The 22,473-nt window shown below is 43.6% G+C and carries 21 protein-coding genes; 13 read left to right on the plus strand and 8 right to left on the minus strand.

The window, feature by feature from the left end:
- Positions 1-29 precede the first annotated feature (29 nt).
- Both ABIB50_RS03100 and ABIB50_RS03105 read left to right on the plus strand, forming a co-directional pair.
- Positions 30-590: a DUF4296 domain-containing protein gene (locus tag ABIB50_RS03100; RefSeq protein ID WP_429377173.1), complete on the plus strand. Its 561-nt coding sequence runs from the start codon at positions 30-32 to the stop codon at positions 588-590.
- Positions 591-2,951 carry an endonuclease MutS2 gene (locus tag ABIB50_RS03105; RefSeq protein ID WP_429377175.1) on the plus strand — a complete coding sequence of 787 codons (2,361 nt, stop codon included), beginning with the start codon at positions 591-593 and terminating at the stop codon, positions 2,949-2,951.
- Between the two features lie 52 nt (positions 2,952-3,003).
- Here ABIB50_RS03105 and ABIB50_RS03110 read toward each other — a convergent pair whose 3' ends face one another.
- Positions 3,004-3,375, minus strand: a complete 372-nt coding sequence (locus ABIB50_RS03110; RefSeq protein ID WP_429377177.1) for a hypothetical protein — start codon at positions 3,373-3,375, stop codon at positions 3,004-3,006.
- A gap of 102 nt (positions 3,376-3,477) precedes the next feature.
- Here ABIB50_RS03110 and ABIB50_RS03115 point away from each other — a divergent pair, with 102 nt between their 5' ends.
- Both ABIB50_RS03115 and ABIB50_RS03120 read left to right on the plus strand, forming a co-directional pair.
- A complete protein-coding gene (locus ABIB50_RS03115) occupies positions 3,478-4,176 on the plus strand; it encodes a CoA transferase subunit A (RefSeq protein WP_429377179.1) in 699 nt (232 codons plus the stop codon).
- Positions 4,177-4,224: 48 nt separating this feature from the next.
- Positions 4,225-4,884: a 3-oxoacid CoA-transferase subunit B gene (locus tag ABIB50_RS03120; protein ID WP_429377181.1), complete on the plus strand. Its 660-nt coding sequence runs from the start codon at positions 4,225-4,227 to the stop codon at positions 4,882-4,884.
- Here ABIB50_RS03120 and ABIB50_RS03125 read toward each other — a convergent pair.
- From ABIB50_RS03125 to ABIB50_RS03135, 3 genes are read right to left on the minus strand one after another with little or no spacing between them, the layout of a single operon-like run.
- Positions 4,877-5,512, minus strand: coding sequence for a uridine kinase family protein (locus ABIB50_RS03125; protein WP_429377183.1), 636 nt, complete (start codon positions 5,510-5,512; stop codon positions 4,877-4,879). The genes ABIB50_RS03120 and ABIB50_RS03125 overlap by 8 nt on opposite strands.
- A complete protein-coding gene (locus ABIB50_RS03130) occupies positions 5,505-6,446 on the minus strand; it encodes a LysM peptidoglycan-binding domain-containing protein (RefSeq protein ID WP_429377185.1) in 942 nt (313 codons plus the stop codon). The genes ABIB50_RS03125 and ABIB50_RS03130 overlap by 8 nt, the downstream gene beginning before the upstream one ends.
- A 21-nt stretch (positions 6,447-6,467) precedes the next feature.
- Positions 6,468-7,220, minus strand: coding sequence for a DUF4905 domain-containing protein (locus tag ABIB50_RS03135; protein ID WP_429377187.1), 753 nt, complete (start codon positions 7,218-7,220; stop codon positions 6,468-6,470).
- Positions 7,221-7,317: 97 nt separating this feature from the next.
- Between ABIB50_RS03135 and ABIB50_RS03140 the strand changes: the two genes are divergently transcribed.
- Entirely contained in the window at positions 7,318-7,797 is a 480-nt protein-coding gene (locus ABIB50_RS03140; protein ID WP_429377189.1) for a Dps family protein, read from the plus strand.
- An 86-nt stretch (positions 7,798-7,883) separates the two neighbouring features.
- Here ABIB50_RS03140 and ABIB50_RS03145 read toward each other — a convergent pair whose 3' ends face one another.
- Positions 7,884-9,356, minus strand: coding sequence for a hypothetical protein (locus ABIB50_RS03145; protein ID WP_429377190.1), 1,473 nt, complete (start codon positions 9,354-9,356; stop codon positions 7,884-7,886).
- A gap of 11 nt (positions 9,357-9,367) precedes the next feature.
- A complete protein-coding gene (locus ABIB50_RS03150; protein WP_429377191.1) occupies positions 9,368-10,276 on the minus strand; it encodes a hypothetical protein in 909 nt (302 codons plus the stop codon).
- Between the two features lie 131 nt (positions 10,277-10,407).
- On the opposite strand from ABIB50_RS03150, the gene proS reads away from it, so the two are divergent.
- The 4 genes from proS to ABIB50_RS03170 all read left to right on the plus strand — a co-directional run bounded on the left by proS (position 10,408) and on the right by ABIB50_RS03170 (position 14,468).
- Positions 10,408-11,880, plus strand: a complete 1,473-nt coding sequence (gene proS / locus ABIB50_RS03155) for a proline--tRNA ligase (protein WP_429377192.1) — start codon at positions 10,408-10,410, stop codon at positions 11,878-11,880.
- Positions 11,881-11,955: 75 nt separating this feature from the next.
- Positions 11,956-13,095, plus strand: a complete 1,140-nt coding sequence (locus tag ABIB50_RS03160; protein WP_429377193.1) for a cystathionine gamma-synthase — start codon at positions 11,956-11,958, stop codon at positions 13,093-13,095.
- A gap of 156 nt (positions 13,096-13,251) precedes the next feature.
- Positions 13,252-14,064 carry a TIGR02757 family protein gene (locus ABIB50_RS03165; RefSeq protein ID WP_429377194.1) on the plus strand — a complete coding sequence of 271 codons (813 nt, stop codon included), beginning with the start codon at positions 13,252-13,254 and terminating at the stop codon, positions 14,062-14,064.
- A gap of 41 nt (positions 14,065-14,105) precedes the next feature.
- A complete protein-coding gene (locus tag ABIB50_RS03170) occupies positions 14,106-14,468 on the plus strand; it encodes a DUF5655 domain-containing protein (protein ID WP_429377195.1) in 363 nt (120 codons plus the stop codon).
- 227 nt (positions 14,469-14,695) lie between these two features.
- On the opposite strand, the gene ABIB50_RS03175 is transcribed toward ABIB50_RS03170, so the two are convergent.
- Positions 14,696-15,754 carry a nucleoid-associated protein gene (locus ABIB50_RS03175; RefSeq protein WP_429377196.1) on the minus strand — a complete coding sequence of 353 codons (1,059 nt, stop codon included), beginning with the start codon at positions 15,752-15,754 and terminating at the stop codon, positions 14,696-14,698.
- Positions 15,755-15,828: 74 nt separating this feature from the next.
- Here ABIB50_RS03175 and mnmE point away from each other — a divergent pair, with 74 nt between their 5' ends.
- Positions 15,829-17,190, plus strand: coding sequence for a tRNA uridine-5-carboxymethylaminomethyl(34) synthesis GTPase MnmE (gene mnmE, locus ABIB50_RS03180; RefSeq protein WP_429377197.1), 1,362 nt, complete (start codon positions 15,829-15,831; stop codon positions 17,188-17,190).
- Between the two features lie 298 nt (positions 17,191-17,488).
- The gene (locus tag ABIB50_RS03185) at positions 17,489-17,635 is read left to right on the plus strand and encodes a lmo0937 family membrane protein (protein WP_429377198.1); all 147 of its coding nucleotides are present in this window, start codon (positions 17,489-17,491) and stop codon (positions 17,633-17,635) included.
- Positions 17,636-17,924: 289 nt separating this feature from the next.
- Here ABIB50_RS03185 and ABIB50_RS03190 read toward each other — a convergent pair whose 3' ends face one another.
- Positions 17,925-18,092 (minus strand): hypothetical protein, encoded by a 168-nt coding sequence (locus ABIB50_RS03190; RefSeq protein ID WP_429377199.1) that lies wholly within the window; start codon positions 18,090-18,092, stop codon positions 17,925-17,927.
- 371 nt (positions 18,093-18,463) lie between these two features.
- Between ABIB50_RS03190 and ABIB50_RS03195 the strand changes: the two genes are divergently transcribed.
- Both ABIB50_RS03195 and ABIB50_RS03200 read left to right on the plus strand, forming a co-directional pair.
- A complete protein-coding gene (locus ABIB50_RS03195; protein WP_429377200.1) occupies positions 18,464-20,683 on the plus strand; it encodes a bifunctional alpha,alpha-trehalose-phosphate synthase (UDP-forming)/trehalose-phosphatase in 2,220 nt (739 codons plus the stop codon).
- Positions 20,684-20,689: 6 nt separating this feature from the next.
- Positions 20,690-22,471 carry a glycoside hydrolase family 15 protein gene (locus ABIB50_RS03200; RefSeq protein WP_429377202.1) on the plus strand — a complete coding sequence of 594 codons (1,782 nt, stop codon included), beginning with the start codon at positions 20,690-20,692 and terminating at the stop codon, positions 22,469-22,471.
- Positions 22,472-22,473: the final 2 nt, after the last annotated feature.

Raw genomic sequence — 22,473 nt, forward strand, 5'->3', positions numbered from 1 at the left:
TGACTTCAATTAAACCGCTAAATTACAGAATGCGTAAACATATCTCCTTGTTTTTTTCAGCTTTGCTATTTTTATATGCCTGTAAAGGCGGCGGCGATGCTTCGGGTGTTATAGACCGCGATGAAATGGTGAACCTTTTGGTAGATGTTCATATAGTTGACGGTAGCCTGTCTATGCAACCCAATGTCGATAGCCTGTATAAAGTTGGTACCGGCAGATACCTGTTGGTATTTAAACAACATCAGACGGATTCGGCACAATTTAAAAGGAGTATGAAATATTACGCCACGCAGCCCGAAACAATGCTGAAAATTTATGACGACGTAAATAAAAAGTTGCAGGCTAAAAACGATTCGTTAGCTATGATAATTTTGAAAGACCAGCAACGGGTTGTCAAAGATCAGGCAAAAGCTTCAAAACAACTGCAGACGATAAATGAAAAAAAGGAAAAAGCCAGGCAAGACTCCCTGCTGAAAATGATAAAAGACCATGAGCAGAAAATAATGAAGGAGAATACGAGAAAATTTAAGCTGGATTCTATCAAAAGATCAAAAGCAATTAAGCCTAAACACAATAAAAAGTTAGTATAAATGCTTTACCCTGAGAATACTATTGATAAGCTGGGATTTACCGAGGTAAAGGAATTAATAAAAGCGCACTGCCTGAGTGTTATGGGTCAGCAAATGGTTGAGAAGATCCAGGTAATGAGTAATTACGATAACATCAGCAAGTTTTTAAGCCAGGCGCACGAGTTTAAAAACATCCTGCAAAACGATGCCGCCTTGCCTATTCAGCATTTTTTTGATATTAAGGCGCTGGCCAACAAGGCCCGGCTTGAAGGCGCATTTTTAACCGAGGAAGAGTTTTACCAGGTTTTAGCGTCGTTAAATACGGTTTTTGCGGTTATAGCTTATTTTAATGAGCGCGAGGGCCAGTATCCAAATCTGGAAGCCTTGTTTGAGCATTTACCTATCGAAAAGGCCATAATCCGGAAGATAGAACAGGTGATTGATGCAAAGGGTAAGATAAAACCAAACGCATCGCGCGAGCTGGCCGATATTTCGACAGGCATAGCTAAGGCCGAACAAGAGGCCCGGAGAAAAATAGACCAGGTCTTTAAAAGCGCATCAGGTAACGGCTGGACTGCAGACGGCTCATTAACCGTTCGCGACGGGCGCTTATGTATCCCCTTACTGGCCGAAAATAAGCGTAAGCTAAAAGGCTTTATTCATGATGAGTCTGCATCGGGTCAAACCGTTTACATGGAGCCTGAGGAAGTTTTTACGCTGAATAACAAGATCCGCGACCTTGAGTTTGAACGCCGCCGCGAGATCATTAAAATACTAACCGCCTTAACAGACGAATTAAGGCCGTATGTGCCACTTTTATTATCATATCATAGCTTACTTACCAAACTGGATTTTGTGCGTGCCAAGGCGCTGTTTGCCATTGATATTGAAGGCGAATTGCCGCAGGTGGTAAACGAAGCAAGGTTAAAGCTGGTAAACGCCCGGCATCCGCTGCTGTTCCTCAATTTTAAGAAAGAGCATAAAACTGTAGTGCCGCTTAACCTGCAGATAGATGACCGTACAAGGGTTGTTGTGGTATCGGGCCCTAACGCAGGCGGTAAGTCGGTATGTATGAAAACGGTTGGTTTGCTTCAGCTGATGGTGCAGGCCGGTTTATTGATCCCGGCAGATGAGGCAAGCGTGGTGGGGGTGTTTAAACAGTTTTTTGTTGATATAGGCGATGACCAATCTATCGAGAGCGATTTAAGTACCTATAGCGCGCATCTATCCAAAATGAAAAATTTTGTGGAGAATGCCAATGCCAAATCATTAATACTGATAGACGAATTTGGTACCGGTACCGACCCGCAATTTGGCGGACCGATAGCCGAAGCGGTATTGGAATCACTGAACCATAAAAAGGTTAAGGGGATGGTGACCACCCACTACAGTAACCTTAAAATATTTGCGGGCAATACCGAAGGGATAGAAAACGCGTCGATGTTGTTTAATAACGTGGAAATGAAGCCGCTTTACATGCTGGAAGTTGGTAAGCCGGGCAGCTCGTACGCGTTTGAGATCGCCCAGAAAATAGGCCTGCCGCAAAACGTGTTGAACCTCGCCAAAAACAAGATTAGCGCCGGGCAAAAAAACGTGGATACGCTGTTAGTTGGATTAGAGCGCGAGAAGAAAGAGATATTGGATACCCGCGTAAAACTGGAGAAACAGCAACGCCAGGTGAATGCTTTGTTAACCGAAAATGAGCAGCTGAAAAGCTATCTCGAAGAAAATAAAAAAGTGCTGATCCGCGAAGCTAAGGATGAAGCTAAAAACATTATCCTTAATGCCAATAAGCTGGTGGAAAACACCATTGCCGAAATTAAAAGCAGTAACGCCGATAAGGAAAAAACAAAGGACCTACGCGAAAATTTGAATCGCGAACTGCAAAAGAATACGGCTAAACCTGTGGTGGCAAAAGCAGCCGCAACTGACGAAGAAATTAAGGTAGGCGATTGGGTTAAATTAGCCGACTCTGAAACCACCGGGCAGGTGATAGAGCTGATAAAAGATAACGTGATCATAGCCATTGGCGATTTGCGTACCGTGGCTAAACGTAAACGGGTGCAAAAGGTGGCAAAATCTGTTGTGCCTAAGGAAGTGCGGCGCAGCATGAACAGCCATACCGGCGACATTGCAAGCTTTAGCCCTGAGATAGATGTACGCGGAATGCGTACCGAGGATGCGTTAGGTGCTATAGAGCGCTTGTTTGACCGTGCCTTGATGATGGGCTTTGGCAACCTGAAGATCCTGCATGGTAAAGGCGACGGAATCTTGCGTAAAATGATCCGCCAGTATCTTAAAAAGTACGACCAGGTAGACCGTATGGAAGATGAGCATATGGACAGGGGCGGAGATGGTATTACGTATGTATATTTGAAGTAATAAATAGACTTACGAAGCTTCAAACTTCGTAAGCCTTCGAAATTTTATTCGCCTACCTTTGGGTGATCGGCGGGTCATTAGGCGCGGGCCCGTTAGGCTCGGCATTACTTTGTCCATCATTATCCGCTGTGCCTTCTTCATAAGTATGGGTAGGCTCCGTTTCCTTTTCATCGTCGTCTGATTTCCCGCTTTGTGCTTTTTCGTAATCGGGCTTGCCTTCCTGATCCACCGGCTTAAAATTATTACTCTCTGTATGCTCCTCGGCAGGTTGCGTGCGGCGGAAGTATTGGTTGCTGTACCCGGCATTTTGCGATGGATTGTTTTTATCATCGCCGGCCGGCGTAACATTATTTGATCCAAAGTTCTGGCCGCCCATTGGCTGGCCTTCTGTCACCGGTTTTGTTTCTTCATTATTGTCTAACATAATCTTGTTTTATTGGTTGTTGTATAATAGTAATGCACAGGCTTTATAATTGTTTTTCTGTGCCAATGGATTTGTTATTTTTACCGATACCAATTATAAGTAATGAACAAAGTTTTTAATAACGCGGATGAAGCTATCCGCGACATAGCCGACGGCGCAATCCTGCTGGTGGGCGGTTTTGGCCTTTGCGGCCTGCCCGAAAACTGCATAGCCGCGCTGGTTAAAAAAGGTGTAAATAACCTTACCTGCATATCAAATAATGCCGGGGTAGATGATTTTGGCATAGGCCTGATGCTGAAACAGCGCCAGGTTAAAAAAATGATCTCATCGTATGTTGGCGAGAACGCCGAGTTTGAGCGCCAGCTGCTAAGCGGCGAACTTGAAGTTGAGCTGATACCACAAGGCACGTTAGCCACCCGCTGCATGGCAGCCGGCTACGGTATGCCTGCCATATTTACGCCCGCCGGCATAGGCACGGAAGTAGCCATTGGGAAAGAAATACGAAACTTTAACGGTAAAGACTACCTGATGGAAATGGCATTTGATGCCGACTTTGCGATAGTAAAAGCCTGGAAGGGCGATAGTATGGGTAACCTGGTTTACCGGTCGACCGCCCGTAACTTTAACCCAGTTATGGCAATGGCCGGTAAAGTAACCATTGCCGAAGTTGAAGAGCTGATAGAACCCGGCGAACTTGATCCGGATCATATCCATACACCGGGGATTTACGTGCATAGGATATTTCAGGGCACAAACTATGAAAAGAGAATAGAGCAACGCACGGTACGCAGTAAACAATAACGTTGTCATCCTGAGCGATAGTGAAGGATGACAAAAAAGAACTTCATTATGCTTGACAAAACAGGAATTGCGAAACGAATCGCCAAGGAAATAAAAGACGGTTATTACGTAAACTTAGGTATAGGTATACCTACGCTGGTGGCTAATTATATTCCGGCGCATATTGACGTGGTATTGCAATCAGAGAACGGCTTATTAGGTATGGGGCCTTTCCCGTTTGAGGGTGAGGAAGATGCTGACGTGATAAACGCGGGTAAGCAAACCATTACCATGTTGCCGGGCTCGGCGATATTTGATTCGGCTATGAGTTTTGGGATGATAAGGGCACGTAAAGTTAACCTTACTATATTGGGTGCTATGGAGGTGTCAGAGAACGGCGATATCGCCAACTGGAAGATCCCCGGTAAAATGGTAAAGGGGATGGGCGGCGCAATGGACCTGGTAGCATCGGCAGAGAACATCATCGTAGCCATGCAGCACGTAAACAAAGCAGGCGAATCAAAGCTGCTGCCGCAATGTACCTTACCGCTAACCGGCATCAACTGCGTTAAAAAGATAGTAACCGAACTGGCTGTGCTGGATGTATTGCCCGGCGGCGGCTTTAAATTATTAGAACGCGCACCAGGTGTAAGTGTGGAAGAAATAAAGAGTGCGACAGGGGGTAAGCTGATTATTGAGGGCGAGATCCCGGAGATGGATTTTAACTAAGTATCTTTTCTCTCAACTCTGTCGAGATCTCATCAGTGATAGCCTGAATATTTTCGGCAGTATTGGTGTTGTTGATGATGATCTTGTGGCAGCCATCTTTATAAGGAAGCAAAAATTCATTGTAAGCCGGAACAACATGTTGTTCCCATTTATACATTACATCATCATGCGAGTACCCACGTTCGTTTAGATCGCGTTTTAAGCGCCGCTGTAAGGCCGTTTCCCCGTCAGCCTCTAAGAATATGCGCATATCCAAAAGCTCGTCTATCGCCTTAAAATGGAATATAAACAGCCCCTCGACAATTAAAATAGGTGCCGGTTTAATCTCCAGCATTTTAGGCTCTATGTTGGGGTTGTTAAATGTGTATTCCTTTTTATAGATAACCTGGCCGTCTATCAGCTTATAAATATCATTTTCAAACTGTTCGTTATCGATGGTAGAGGGGAGATCGAAGTTATAATGCTTGTTTTCCTCAGGTGTCATGTTATGTGCCACGGGGAAATAATAATCATCCTGCGATACCAGGCACACCTCATCAGCCGAAAAATGATCTAAGAAACGATTTAAAAAAAACGTTTTACCCGAGCCGCTTCCGCCGGCAATACCAATAATATAAGATCTATTCATTAGGAGGCGTACCGTAGCTAATGGTTACATGGATCCGTTTATCTAAAGCGCCTATTGATTCGGCTACATTTTTAGTCATGATCAAAATTACATCTTTTGTGGTTTCGTTGTCGCTAAAGCGGCCAACAACTTTTGCAAAAGTTGTACGATTGCTCATTGGGTTAGTGATTTTTATTACCGTGCCTATTGGCGCGGTGCGGTGCAATACCAGTTTTTTTGCCGGGTCCAGGCTGGTATCATCGATCCAGGTGGCAACGCCTTTCTCGTTTTTCTCGAACAAGCCATAACGGTTAGCGTTTAATTTACGCTCGGCGCTATCAATACCATTAGTAGGTGGATTAGTTGAATCTCGCGTAGCAACAACCGGGGGTGTTACAACAGGAGCAGGTACATCAGCAGTGCCTGATTTTACCTGCAATACCTGGCCGGGGCTAACGGTTGTTGATGTTAAGTTGTTTAGTTTAGTAATATCTTCAACAGTCGAATTAAAGCGTTTGGCTATAGCATAAAGCGTTTCGCCGGCCGATACTTTATAAGTTTGTGTAGCACCGCTTGTATTTGCTGCAGATTGCGTTGGTGTGACAGGTTGTTGTTGTGTTGCAACAGCCGGTGGAGGAGGGGTAAGAATTACCTGGACTTGTTTTTTCCCAACATTTGGTTTTGTTGTTTCTACAAATGACCTGTCAGTAGGTACTTTAATAATGCCGCCTATTTTTAAAGGCGCGTTGTTATTAAACTTGATGATATCGCCGGGTTTAACATCGTAACGGCGGCCTATAGAATAGTAGTTATCTTTTGGGTCCAGTTTGTGTAATATCACTTTTTTTCCATCCAGATTTTCAACCCCTACGGAATCTATTAGTCTGTTTTTGGCAAGAAGGGAGGAAGAAGCGGTTAGGAGGGATGTTAGTAACAATAAAGTTTTTAATTTCATAATAAATTCTTATTCAGTAATTTATAGGTTTAAAACCTTTAACTCTGATTTGTTTTTTATATAAATTAGCGAGTTTTTATACAGGATAAACGACTCGGGTTGCATTTTTTGTATATCGGCACTTAATAAATCTTCATAAACAAGGTTGGCTCCTTCCATTATATACAGATGTTGCTGCAGCTGCCCTGCTTTTAAAGTGTGCAAAGATACTATTCTGAAATTATTGTGATCAACGTAATGTATAATGTTTCCGTAAGGCGTGGCAGGCAACGGCCAGTGCGGCTGATCAAGAGTCGTGATTTGTGGAGCGATAATAAAATTTTCAACCTCGGTATCAATGGTTTGCTCAAATTGCCGAAGCATCGCCCCGGTCTTAACATCAACCAAAAATAATTTTTTAGGTTGTAGCTGGATATTGAACAATACAGGGCCATTAACAGAAATATGATCGAACGCGTAAGTATAATTGCTCCAACTAACCTCACCATTGGAATTAATAGCAGTAATCCCTTTATGCGTAGGTGTGTTTTCTGATTGATAATTATGCAACAACAACATACCGTCATAGGCTGTTTCCATGCCGGTTAACCATCTTTCGGGCGTAGTATAGTTGGTAAAGTTGGTTAGCCCGGTGGTAAGGCTTAACGACGAGAAAGAAACCTGCTTATCCGCAGTTCTTATTTCAAGGAAAATAGTATTGCTTAAACTATCAATTTCCATTCGCCAGATCACCCCGGAAAACTGTTGATTGATGGAAGGTAATAACATAGTCATAAAGGATACAAATATGCTATTATTATCAAAAGGAGTGGTAAATTTACTCAACAAAAAGCATTTGAATGCTTATTAATCACTCACAACAATAATTACCATGAACGCAAAAGAAATAAGCCTTAAAGAAGGTAAAGTAAAACCGGTGGTCGATCATTTAAATGATCTGTTGGCCAATTACCACATCCACTATCAAAAATTAAGGGGATGCCATTGGAACGTTAAAGGCAAAAGCTTTTTTACCTTACACATAAAATTTGAAGAACTATATACCCAGGCATTGTTAACTATTGATGAGCTTGCCGAAAGGATACTAACCTTAGGCAAACCGCCTTACAGCACTTTCGACGACTATATCAAAACATCAACCCTAAAAGAAATTGATACCATTGGTTTGAAAGACACTGCCATGGTAAAAGCTATCATTGACGATATGGCTAAGCTTATTGAAATGGAACGCGAGCTGTTAACTATAACCAGTGATGCCGGCGACGATGGTACCAACGATATGATAAACCGGTTTATGCAATTTAAAGAAAAGAATACGTGGATGTTGCGGTCGTTTGTTAACGAGGACTAATAGCCTCCTCTAAATCTCCCTCGGAAGGGGGAAATTTAGAGGAAATTTAAAGCCCTCCCTACCGGGGAGGGTTTGGGTGGGGCCGATTAATATCTAAACCCAAAAGTTAAAAAGAAATTGTTGTTGGTTTGATTAATGCTGGCAACAGGGTTACTTGGTAAATTAAGATTATAAGGTAATTCTGTTCTTGACCCCGTAATATGCATATAAGCCGCGTCAACATAATAGCTGCCCAGGCGGTAACCAAGCCCGGCTGTAGTAGTTTTTGTATCTGTACCGCCGGTTTTTAATGGGCTGGGTTGTATTCCGTAGCCTCCGCGCAAAGCAACAGGGCCTAACTTTACTTCGGCGCCGGCACGTATATTAACGGCTGATTTGTAAGTAGTTTTAATAATGTCGTTATCGTAAGAGTTAGTATAATAATCATTATTGTTTAGACGTGTGCCGCTATAGTCAACATATTCAACATCACCGGTTATAAAGCCATATTGCCCCATAAATACGGACACGCCGCCTGCCGCTTTAAATGGTGTACGCATGGTATAAGTTAAGGGGTATTCAATAGGGCCATTTGCATAGCTGCTGCCATTGCTTAACCTATTTGTCAGTCCCTCGCTAAATGAATCGTCGATAGTTAAAAAAGTAGGGGTGGTAATAACCGCACCCAAGCGTACAGCTTCAACCACCTTATATATAACACCAAATTTCATATTAAAACCTTCGCCCTTGGTTGTTTGGTATTGCGAATAGGTTGAATTAAAGCCACGGTCTGCAGGCAACGCGCCTTCAGTTATACTTGCCGTGCCTGTTTCATTAAACGTTTTGGTTGAATTATAGCGCAGGCTTGCAATGCCAAGGCCAAATCCCAGGTATAATTTATTGCTGTAATTTGCGCCTACAGATATATCAGAGCCGCTTTGCCCGCCGGTTCTGTTGATATAGCCGGTTTGCTGTACACCAAGATAGGAGTTACTTGCATACTTAAAACCAGTCCCTGATGCAAATGCGCTGATTAGTTTCTGGTCATACGCCCAGCTTTGTAACGTGCCCTGGTCTGTACCCTCGGCATTTGCCAGGTTAGCGTAATAATCATTGATGGAGTTATTGCTGTTTTTGCCGCCGTAGTTAACACGCTCGTCAAAATTATTTGTGCGATTATAATTAATACCCACATTCAGGCTTACCCAACCCTTAGTTTTTTCGTTCCCGCTGGGGGTGTTTAACCTGCTATAAAATACGAAGCCGGCGTTATTCATGTTTGGATTTCCCTTGGTAGCTGTAGCCGATTGGCCCAAATAACCCGCGTTACTGGTATGGCTGTCAAACTCGGGCGTTAAACTTGCTTCCGACCGGGTAAAATAGCCCAGGCCGGCAGGGTTACCGCTGATCGAGGTCAGGTCGCCACCTATAGCAGTATTGGCATTGCCAATTGCTTTTATGCGCGATGTTGAGCCTGGTTGGCCGGTCGAAAAACGTATGGCATCCTTTGCGTATTGGGCAAAGCTGCTCTTGCTAACTGCCAACAAGGCAATTACAAATAGTATATGTTTAGGTTTCATAGGTATATAGATTATGGCCTTACTGGTCTGCCGCCGCCGCCGCTGCTGCTACTGCTTCCGCTGTTTGAACTGCCTGAATTACTTGGGGGCGGAGATGACTGAACAGGTGCCGCACGTTCAATATTTGGTTGTTGTACAACCGGCCTTGGATTTTCGCTTGCCGGGCGTACATAAGGTGTGTTAGCTGTATTGTTTGATGTCGAACCAACCGGTGTTACCGCGTTTGTGCCGGGGCGACCCGGGTAAACGGCATTGGTACCACCTGGCCTGCTGCCCGAATATAAGCCACCGCCTGCCGGTGCGCCGTTTGCCCTGACGAATCTTGGGCCGGTAGTAGTGCCGGAGTTTGAGCCCGGATTATTTGCAATATATCTGCTTAACGGATAGGCAGCGTTAGCCGGAGTAAATGCTAAACCTGTACCACCGCCTCCATTACCCCAACCGGAATATCCTCTGCCGTGATGCCTGCTGCCCCCGCCGTATATGTAGCTTGAATAGGCATTGCCATAACCATAATTGTCATATCCGCCGTAATAGCCAAAGCCAAAATCAAATGCAACGTAGGTGCCAAAATCGTAGTATGGATTATAGCCGTAATCATAAGCTGATACTGCCGGAGTGTAATAACTATAAGGTACGTAGCTATAATAATCATCCTGGTAAGCAAATGGCGAGTAATAGCCAAAACGGTTTATCCGCGATTCATAATCACCATAATAGTAATAGTCATCATTACGTACGTTGCTGGCTTGCTGTTGATTATATTGGGCGACGTAATCAAATTGGTCGCCGGCTTTTGCTTTGGTGAAATAAACATCGTCACCCATGTCTTCTGATTTGGACAGCTTGTCCATGGTTGAGCAGGAACTCAATGCGATGGCACTGATCAAAAATATTCCCGTAAACAGGTTCCTTTTCATTTTTAGGCTTGGTTTTGAAGTTTAGACTATTATTTACGGCGATGGTTTAATTTGACGTTAATAACGTATAAATTTATAAATTTGACCACAAAAATAAGCAATTAAACAGTTAAAAGCTATTCTATAAAACAATGAGTAAAGGCGTTATTAGTAAAGATGAAGATTATTCGCAATGGTATAATGACCTGGTTATAAAAGCCGATATGGCTGAGTATTCGCCGGTTAGGGGTTGTATGATCATTAAACCCTATGGTTATTCTATCTGGGAGAAAATGCAGGCCGTGTTAGACAAAATGTTTAAAGACACCGGGCACAGCAATGCTTATTTCCCGCTGCTTATCCCCAAATCTTTCTTCTCTAAAGAAGCCAGCCACGTTGAGGGCTTTGCCAAAGAGTGCGCTGTGGTTACCCATTACCGTTTAAAAAACGATGGTAACGGTAATATCATTGTTGATGAAGATGCCAAGCTGGAAGAAGAATTAATCATCCGCCCAACGTCTGAAACCATTATCTGGAACACCTACCGCGGCTGGATCCAATCATATCGCGACCTGCCGATATTGGTTAACCAATGGGCCAACGTAATGCGCTGGGAAATGCGTACCCGATTGTTTTTACGCACCAGCGAGTTTTTATGGCAGGAGGGGCACACTGCCCACGCAACAGCCGAAGAAGCCGTAGCCGAGACCGAACAAATGTTAGCCGTGTATGCTGACTTTGCGGAGAACTTCATGGCATTACCGGTAGTACAAGGCCGCAAAACTGCTAACGAGCGTTTTGCAGGCGCCCTGGATACCTACTGCATTGAAGCTTTAATGCAGGATGGTAAAGCGTTACAGGCAGGTACCTCGCACTTTTTAGGGCAGAACTTTGCCAAGGCGTTTGATGTTAAATTTACTACTAAAGAAAATAAACAAGATTATGTTTGGGCAACTTCATGGGGTGTTTCAACCCGTTTGATAGGCGCGTTGATCATGGCTCATTCTGACGATGCCGGCCTGGTATTGCCACCAAAACTGGCGCCTATACAAGTTGTTGTTGTGCCGATATACAAGCATGATGAAGAACTGGAGAACATAACTGCTTATGTAAATGAACTGTCTAAAGCATTGAAAACTAAGGATATATCAGTTAAGTTTGATAAGCGCGATACCCATCGCCCGGGTGCTAAATTTGCTGAGTACGAATTGAAAGGTGTACCGGTACGCGTTGCTATAGGCAGTCGCGATATGCAAAACGGAACAGTTGAATTGGCCCGTCGTGATACCAAAACCAAGGAAACTGTTAACCAGGAAGGACTGGCTGAGCATATAGAAAAGTTGTTGGAAGAAATTCAAACCAACATCTACCAAAAAGCCGCTGACTTCCGTACAGAAAACACCACCGAGGTTGATACATACGAAGATTTTAAACGTTTATTAGACGAAAAACCAGGCTTCCTGTCTGCACATTGGGATGGTACATCAGAAACCGAACAAAAAATAAAAGACGAAACCAAGGCTACTATCCGTTGTATTCCTTTGAATAATAAGCAGGAAGAAGGTAAATGTATTTTGACGGGGAAACCGTCGACGCAGAGAGTGCTGTTTGCACGGGCATACTAAAGTTGCAGGTTGTATGTTATAAGTTGTAAGTTACAATTTGCATACAACCTGCAACTCATAACATACAACCAAAGAATGAAATTCGCAACAAAAGCTATACACGCGGGACAAGAGCCCGATCCATCAACCGGCGCGGTGATGACGCCAATATACCAGACATCAACCTACTGGCAAAAATCGCCGGGCGATCACCAGGGGTTTGAATATTCGCGCGGTACAAACCCTACACGTAAAGCGTTGGAAGGTTGTTTGGCTGCATTAGAGAATGCCAAATTCGGCCTTGCCTTTTCAAGCGGGATGGGTGCTACCGATGCGGTAATGAAATTACTATTACCTGGTGATGAGGTGATTACCGGTAACGACCTGTACGGTGGCTCGTACCGTATGTTCACAAAAATTTTTGCCAACTACGGTATCAAGTTTCACTTCCTTGATCTTTCAAATCCGGAGATCATCCGTGAATATACCAACGCAAACACCAAACTGATCTGGATAGAAACACCAACTAACCCGACGATGCAGATCGTCGATATTGCGGCGGTAACTAAAATTGGTCAAGAAAAAGGTTTGCTTACGGTCGTTGATAATACTTTTGCCTCGCCATACCTGCAAAACCCTATCGACCTGGGTGCTGATATCGTGATGCATTCTGTAACCAAATATATCGGCGGGCACAGCGATGTGGTAATGGGCGCTTTAATGCTGAACGACGAGGACCTGTATAAACGCCTATGGTTCATCTATAACTCGTGTGGTGCTACTCCGGGCCCTATGGATAGTTTCCTGGTGTTACGTGGCATTAAAACGCTGCATCTGCGCATGAAAGCGCATTGCGAGAACGGGCGTATAATAGCTGAATTCCTTAAAACGCATCCAAAAGTCGACAAGATCTACTGGCCGGGCTTTACCGATCATCCTAACCACGAAGTGGCCAAAAAGCAAATGCGCGATTTTGGCGGGATGATATCTATTACGTTAAAAGGCGCCGATCTGAAAGAAACGTTCAGGATTGCGGGTTCATTTAAAGTGTTCACACTGGCCGAATCATTAGGCGGGGTAGAATCACTAATTAATCACCCGGTTACCATGACACACGCGTCTATTCCAAAAGAAGCAAGAGAAGCCGTTGGCGTGGTTGATAATCTGTTGCGTTTAAGCGTAGGGGTAGAGGATGTGGATGATTTGTTAGACGATTTGAAGCAGGCATTGGCTTAAAATAATAAACGCGTCATTGCGAGGAACGAAGCAATCTCTACACTTGCTAATCAATGTTCGTAATGATTGTGCTGGCTACCGCCAAATGAAATTTATCTTATTGACTGTCTGTTGCAGAGATTGCTTCGTTCCTCGCAATGACGCGCGTTTATAACCATGATAGAAAATCTAAAAGCCTTTCTCGACACTAAAGTCGCCCAATACAACCAACCCGGTTTTATTACCAATGATCCTATCAGCATCCCGCACTTGTTCACAAAAAAACAGGATATAGAGATCATGGGCTTTTGGGCGGCAACATTGGCCTGGGGGCAACGGGTTACCATTATCAATAAATGCAAGGAACTGATCGCCCTGATGGATGGCGCGCCGTATGATTTTATAATGAATCATGAAGAGATCGATCTTAAAAAGCTATTACATTTTAAGCACCGCACCTTTAATGATATCGACACGCTGTATTTTATAGCTTTCTTTAGGTGGCATTATGAGAATTATGATTCGTTAGAGTCGGCGTTCATTCCAACGCCCCCCGGCCCCCTAAAGGGGGAGCAAGAGGAGCCAATCGAAAAATACCTCAACCACTTCAGAAGCTATTTCTTTTCATTGCCAGACTTTCCGCATCGTACAAAAAAGCATGTGTCATCGCCGGCACAAAAATCGACCTGTAAACGGCTGAATATGTTTTTACGCTGGATGGTGCGTAAGGATAATTGTGGTGTCGATTTTGGGATCTGGAACCAGATTAAACCATCAGAATTGATCATGCCCTGTGATCTGCATGTCGACCGTGTAGCGCGCCACCTCAACCTCATCCAACGCAAACAAACCGACTGGCAAACGGCAGTCGAGCTTACCCAACGCCTCCGCGAGTTTGACCGTAACGACCCGGTTAAATATGATTTTGCCCTGTTTGCCATGGGGATTGAAGAACGTTGGGGAGCTGATGCAATTATTCCTATCTTGTAGTCATAATCAGGCACACGGCGCAGTCAGGCCAAATAAAGACCATGCAACACAACAACTCCATATCTCAATTCCTAACGGGTAAATCGCCGCATACGCTGATGCTGTTCCATCATTTTATTAATGAATTTGAAAAGATAGGCGATATAACAGTCGAAGGCACCAAAACCATGATCGGTATATCCAACGCGCATAAACGCATAGCCTGGGTAACGCAGCTGGGTAAAAACTTTATCCATGTGGTGTTCCCATTCAAACAACCTTATGAAGATAACCTATGCTTCCAGAAAGTAGGGCAGGTGCCGGGGCAAAACCAGTTTAATCACCATTTAAGGGTATTAAATATTGAGGATATAAATGAGGAAGTTTTGGAGTTTATGCGGATGGCGTATAGTGAAGAAATGTAATTCCTTTCTGTTTCAAAAGTGTTTCACTTTAGGTGTTTCACTCCAAAAATTGAAAATTTGATAAAACGTAATAATTGGCTTACATACAGTAAATTAATATAATTTACCTAAAGTTTTTGTACTGTTTCAAAGTGTTTCACTCCAAAACATAAAGTATTAATTTAAAGTTAGTTAAGTAAAAAGTGCGTTTCAACTGTTTCACTTTTTGTTGAAACAGTTCAACGCATTTATTGCTCCTCTTTAAAGAACACTTTATAGTAACTCATCGCCTTCTCGTCGTCAAATCCTTTCTCAATAAGTTTGTTATCGCCATGGATGTAGATATGAAAGTTCTTGTCCAGCTTTAATACACTTTTGTAAACCCGGGCCTGTTTCTTTACCGCGTTGTTTGAGATCTCGAACGTGTCGCCGATCCTGGTATCAAACTCGTCCTCGTACTGGTTCTTAAAGGTCTTGAAGGATTCGATAGCTTTGGGGTTGCTGATTACCTCGCCGGCAAACTCGTCCATATCAAAGGTTTCTTTCTCCTTAAAGTACTTCATCGACCGGTTAAGCAGGTCTATCTTATCCGTCTTGGTCAGGTCAAACTCTTCATCCGCCTTATTGGTAACAAAGTTTTTGTAGATGCCCAGCACATTGCTGGTTTGGTTATAACTATCGTTGCGGATCTTCAATTGCAGGAAGTCGTCCTTCCAATAAACGGCAGCATCCTGTCCGCGATTGGCAGTATCTATCACAACTACTTTATAGCCGTTCTCTTTTTCAATATTGAAGATCAGTACGCCTTTGTCAAGCTTATTAATGTTGATGGCGTTCTCTTCGTAATCAACCGCGAAACCGCCTTTTTCGGGGAATACCTTCAGGTAAGTTTCTTTATTTTCTGATTTGAAGATACCTACCGCATCCAGCAAGTTACCTTCTATTTGTACATCCTTAAAATAAGCCACATACAACTCGCCCGATTTGATATTAGGGTGATTAGCCACCTTATACAGGTGCTTGGCTATCTGTTCAGATGCTTCATGAAAATTCTCTTTATCTTCAAATATCTGCGACGCGAAGTGGTGGACCTCGTTCAGCGCCAGGTCGCCACTGCTGTGCATCAGGTGGTAAACCTCTACCGATTTCTCGAACGGATGTAAAAAATACTGCTTCAACAGGCTTGATATCAGCTCGTCTTTTAAAACAAGCGGATGATCTGAAAGTGCGTACATTTCGCTCAGGGCCTGGTTGCCAACGTGATGTACCGAAATAGTGTCTAAATAAGCTTCGAAAGAGGTTACCATAATTGGGGCGCAATTTAGTTTTTTTACTTTAGGGTTATGGCTAATGTTGATACTAATTTGCGACCTTTGCGCCAATGACTAACACCGAAGAAACTATTGTTGCTTTAGCTACCCCTGCAGGTGTGGGTGCTATTGGCGTTATCCGCCTGTCCGGCCCCGATGCTATTAAAATTGCCGATAGCGTGTTTAAGGGTAAGGACCTGACCAAACAACAATCGCATACCATCCACTTCGGTAATATAGTTGATGGTGACGTGATCCTGGATGAGGTGTTGGCCTCTTTGTTCATCGCCCCCAAATCATATACCCGCGAGAACGTGGTAGAGATCTCTTGTCATGGCTCTAATTACATTATCGAGTCTATCATTAAGCTGCTGATCAAAAACGGCGCACGCTCCGCCAAAGCAGGCGAGTTTACCTTGCGCGCGTTCCTAAACGGCCAGTTGGACCTGTCGCAAGCCGAAGCAGTAGCCGATCTTATCGCATCAAACTCAAAAGCGTCGCAACAAGTAGCCTTACAGCAGCTACGTGGCGGGTTCAGCAACCAACTTCAAACTTTGCGTGAGCAACTGGTACAGTTTGCCTCATTAATTGAGCTGGAACTTGACTTTGCCGAAGAGGATGTAGAATTTGCTAACCGCGATCAGTTAAAGAAGCTAATCTATGAGATTAACTGGGTCATAGTCGCACTCATACAATCCTTCGAACTGGGTAACGCCATTAAACAAGGCGTAAACACGGTTATAGCCGGGCGACCAAACGCCGGTAAGTCAACACTGCTAAATGCGCTCCTGAACGAAGAACGTGCTATTGTAAGCCACATCCCCGGTACTACGCGCGATACTATTGAAGAGGTGCTGAACATAAACGGGATAAACTTCAGATTGATTGATACCGCCGGCATCCGCGAAGCTACCGATGCTATTGAGAAGATAGGAGTAGAGCGTACAATGGAAAAGATCGAGCAGTCGGCCCTGTTGGTTTATGTTTATGATGCTGACCAGATAACCATAAACGAATTGAATAGCGATCTTGAAAGTCTGCAACGCCCAGGTGTTACCATGCTAGTAGTTGCCAATAAAGCTGACCTGCTATCGCCGGAAAAACTTGATTCTTTAGCGCAAGTACAAACGCTGCTGATATCAGCAAAAGAAAAAACACATATAGATGAGCTGAAATCAAAAATATATCACTCGGCCGTAAAAGACCAGTTAGACGGCAACGAAACCCTTGTAACCAATATACGCCACCTGGAAGCCCTGCAAAAAACCGAAGAGGCTCTGGCAAGAGTATTAAACGGAATAGATACAATTACTTCTGATTTCCTCTCGATGGATATTAAACAGGCGCTGCATTACCTTGGTGAAATTACCGGGGCCGTTACTACCGATGACCTATTAGAGAATATCTTTAGCAAGTTCTGTATCGGCAAGTAAGTTATATAACTTATTTATAATCAATTAGTTATATAGCTTAAAACAAAACGTAAAAATCTGCATTTTTTCCCTAAATATCATAATATCAGGTCTTTGTAAATAAGACCAATCGGTATATTTATGCCTATTGCAGGGAATGTGCATGATGTGAAAACCAATACCTCCCAAAGTTTTGTGGGTATCCTGCGCAATGCTTTTATCAAGGCTTTTCACCAGGGTATTGATGGGTCGTTGCATTGATATTTTAAAACTTTACAGAATACGGCTTGTTAATGAAGGAACACTTAAAAATAACATTATGTCAAACATCCTCTACATTATTGCTGTAATACTGATCATTGGCTGGGCTATAGGTACTTTTGCTTACGCAGCAGGCAGCCTGATCCATATTTTATTGATAATCGCAATCATCGCCATTATTCTGGGCGTGATCAAAAGGGCTTAGGTAGTTATCCTGTATAGCGGTATTTCTAACGCCAGGCTGATGATGGCTCTGGGGTGGAAGTTATTTCGATGTTTTTAAAAGTAAGTGCTAAAACTATTATGGATACTGTTTGTGGTCTTAGTTTATACGCTTAGTTAAAACCGCTCATGAAAAAAAATCAGAGTCACCACTTAATTGCTGAAGCGATATCACAAGGCATTGTTGACCTAAATTTAGGAATTTAGGAATATTTTCGCTATATTTGTTATACATGCTAAAAAGATTTTTTCAACTTTTTGTTGCTGCATGGTTAATCAATGCGCTCATTTGCTTCCATCCCACTAATTTTCAGGAAAGCAATGGTCATATAACGTCCCGAACGGCAGCCAATGAATTTCAAGATGATACGCTCCTTGATATTTTTTTCAATCATGTTTCCACCCACAATGATCATCATCGGCACAAACCGATCAGTCATCGCAATAGGTTTCTGACGACAAAGACCCTTAATTTTAATTTACTAATACCATCTTTCCTGATTTTTCAGGAGCCTCCAATTGTACGAAATATTGATGCTGTAATATTTGACATTGGGCAAAACAAGACTTTCCTTTCCCCATTATATGGTTTTCTTTTCCGGCTCAGCCCTTTCTGATCTGACCTTTAAATAAACCGATAATTTTTACGAACTCATCATTAAACCTGGCAAGATTCCAGGTGACTTATGCTGCGATAACACCTAATTTTTGCTGCTGATTTTCCACTGGCCTTATTCCTTATAGAATTTGGGCGGGTTTTTGCACACGCCCAAGAGAGGCTGGAGATAAGCGCTATTTAATACAGATACCAATGAACAATAGACTTTTAATAATATCGAACCGCTTACCGTTGACCGTTGAAAAAAACGGGACTGAATTTACCTGCCGCCAATCTTCCGGAGGGCTGATCACTGCCATAAGTGCCTATTTGAATAAAGATGGCCAGAACGCTTTTACCAAAAAAATATGGATAGGGGCGCCGGGTTGCAAGCCTGATGAATGGAATGCAGCTCATCAAAGCTGTACTGCCGACTATCAATACCAACCCGTTTTTATCGACGCAGAACAATATGATGCCTATTATAACGGCTTTTCCAACTCCTTGCTTTGGCCGCTTTTTCATTATTTTCCGTCCTACGCTGAATATCAGCCTGAAGCTTTTGAAGCATATATGGGCGTTAACCGGAGGTTCGCCGAATCGTTGAAAAACCAAGTCAAAACCGGCGATGTGGTTTGGATACACGATTATCATTTGCTGCCGCTGGCTGGTATGCTGCGGGAAATATTTCCAGACTTAACAATCGGACTTTTCCTTCATATTCCATTTCCCGCTTACGAATTGTTCCGGGTTATCCCAAAAGAATGGCAACGGGAATTGCTAACCGGAATGCTGGGTGCCGATTTGATTGGTTTTCACACCATGGAATACGCCTCCTATTTTTTGAGTGCGCTTGAACTGGAATTGAAACTTAAGCCGGAAGAATCGATGGTGTTTTGGAACCATCGCCAGGTGAAAATAGACGCGTTCCCAATCAGTATCGATTTTGAACATTTTCAACAAACTGCTGGCCAAGAATTGGTTGCAGCTAAATGTGACCAATATTTGCAGCTAAAAGGGGATAAGAAAATGTTGTTTTCAGTCGATCGGTTGGACTACACCAAAGGCATCCGCAACCGCATCAGGGCTTATAAAAATTTTCTTACAGAAAATCCTGAATATCTTGGCCAGATCGTGTTTACACTGGTAGTTGTACCCTCGCGCGACGGGATCAAAAAATATGCTGACCGAAAAAGCGCGATAGACGAATACATCGGCAACCTGAACAGCGCCTTGGGCACGCTGGACTGGAAGCCTGTCATTTACCAATACCAACATCTGGAATTTGAAGAACTGGTGGCGCTTTATACGGCCTGCGATATCGCACTGATCACCCCGATGCGGGATGGGATGAACCTTGTCGCCAAAGAATTTGTGGCCAGCAGGATTGATCAGCAAGGTGTGCTTATCCTGAGCGAAATGGCAGGCGCAGCAAAGGAATTGACAGAGGCTTTGTTGATTAATCCTAACGATGAGCAGGGTATTGGCGATGCTATAAAAACTGCGCTGAATATGCCATCCGAAGAACAATTAGAAAGAATGTCGGCTATGCAGGCCTGTATAAAAACCTACGATGTGAATAGCTGGGCGGCAGATTTTTTTGACCAGTTATACAAGGTAAAAAAGCTTCAGCAAAGCTATGCGGTTAAACGCCTGGACAGTTTTGGCCGGGTTAAATTGTTAGATGCTTATGCCTCAGCTAAACATAGGTTGATATTATTGGATTATGATGGCACTCTGGTACCTTTTGCCAAAGAACCACGACTTGCACTGCCGCCAAATGAATTATTGGCCCTATTAAATAAACTGGCAGCAATTGCATGCAACGATATTTATATCATCAGCGGCCGGGACAGTATAACTTTAAACAATTGGCTGGGACATTTGCCCGTCGGTTTGGTTGCGGAGCACGGCGCAAAGATCAGGTTAATAGACGGCGAATGGAAAAGCAATACCATAGTTAAAGATGAGTATTTGGCAGGCGTAGAAATACTGATGGCCAAATACGTCAGCAAATGCCCCCATTCTTTTATTGAGCATAAGGAATTCTCTTTGGCCTGGCATTACCGAAATGCAGAAATATTTCAAGGCAAGAAAAGGGCTGAAGAATTATACAAAGCATTAATGATTTATACAGGTCCTTTACCCCTCGACGTGCTCAACGGTGATAAGGTGGTAGAGGTTAGGAACCGTCTGGTTAACAAAGGCCTGGCAGTGCTGGAGATATTAAAAACCAAAGCCCACGACTTCATCCTTTGTTTAGGGGACGATCAAACGGATGAAGATATGTTTAGAGTGCTTTCAGGTGTAAAAGGGGCACACACCATTAAGGTGGGCGACAAACCATCTATTGCTAACTATAACCTTTACTCTATCTACCAGGTACACTCTCTTTTGCAAAACATAGGCGACTACCCGGTTGTCATTAAATAAAATAAAATGGACAAACACACTTATCAAACCGGCATCATCGGTAACTGTGCCTACCTGGCCCATGTTAACAAGAATACCAATATCGACTGGCTGTGCTGGCCGCTTTTTGACAGTACTTTTATTTTTGGGCAGATGCTGGATAAACACGAGGGCGGTGAGTTTTCAATCCTGCCTGAATTTGAATTTATATCCGAGCAGTACTACCTGGAAAATACCAACGTACTGATCACAGAGATCAGTTGCGGGAACGATCAATACCGGATCACCGATTTTGCGCCGCGCTTCCGCGAACACGACCGCTATTATAAACCACTGATGCTGATCCGCCAGATAGAAACCTTGAAAGGTTCTCCCAGGATACGGGTAAAATGCAAACCGGTCACCGATTACGGGGCAAAACAGCTGACAGTAAATCGCGGTAGTAATCACATCCAATTTTTGGGAGGCGACGAAAGCATCCGGCTCACCACCAATATCCCGGTGAGCTACATTTTTGATGAACATCCTTTTGTTTTGAACGAAACCAAGTATTTGGTATTGACTTACGGGCAGCACCTGGCAGCACCGCTGGTAAGTACTGCCAAGCGCTTCCTGCGTGAAACCACACAATACTGGCGCACCTGGATCAAGCACTCTTCTATTGCCGCGTTTTACCAGCAATATGTGATTCGCTCGGCCCTAACCCTGAAGATCCACCAGTTTGAAGATACCGGCGCGATCATTGCCGCCAGTACAACGAGTTTGCCCGAATCGCCGGGCAGCGGGCGCAACTGGGACTATCGTTATTGCTGGCTGCGGGATACTTTTTATGTCATCACAGCGCTGAACCATATCGGGCACTTCGAGGAAATGGAAAAGTACTTTAGTTATATTACCGACATCTCTTTTTCAGGCGAGGACCGTTATCAGCCGCTTTACCGGATCAACGGCCAAAAAGAGATAGATGAACAGATACTTGACCATTTGCATGGGTATATGGGCAACAAGCCGGTCCGCATAGGTAACCAGGCATCGGAACATGTGCAGAACGATATCTACGGACAAGTGCTGATTTCGGTCCTGCCGCTTTATACCGACCATCGCTTTATTGATAACGAGAGAAAGGATTCGGCCAAGTGGATTGCTTACCTGCTGGATAAGATAGAACATACCATTGACGAAAAAGATGCGGGGATATGGGAATTCCGCAATTTTGAGAATATACATTGTTATACCAATCTTTTCCAATGGGCAGGGGCATCGGCTGCCGAAAAAATGTCCCGGACAATTAACGATGAAGGTCTGATAGCGAAGGCAATCAGTTTGAAGGATCGCGCAGCGGCGCACATAGAAAGTTGTTATGATGCGGAAAGGAAGGTATATACAAATTCGGCCGGCAGCCCCAATTTGGATGCCAGCACCTTACAATTGATTGTGATGAATTATCTTGACCCTGCATCTGACAGAGCAAAGGATCATTTACTAGCACTTGAAAGCGAACTAAAAGGAAACAACGGGCTGTTTTACCGCTATTTGTATAAGGATGATTTTGGCAAACCCAAAACCACCTTCCTGATCTGCGCATTTTGGTACGTAGAGGCGTTGGCAGCCGTTGGTCGTATCGATGATGCGATAAAAGAGTTTGAGAGCCTGATACAGTTTTGCAACCACCTGAAACTTTTCAGCGAAGATGTGGATGAAAAAGACGGCAGCCAGTGGGGAAATTTCCCGCAGGCTTATAGCCATGTGGGCTTAATGAACGCGGCTTACCGCATAGCCATAAAACTGGACAAACCTATATTTTTATAATT

It is taken from the genome of Mucilaginibacter sp. UYCu711, from assembly GCF_050433825.1.
In the GTDB taxonomy this organism is placed as follows: Bacteria; Bacteroidota; Bacteroidia; order Sphingobacteriales; family Sphingobacteriaceae; genus Mucilaginibacter.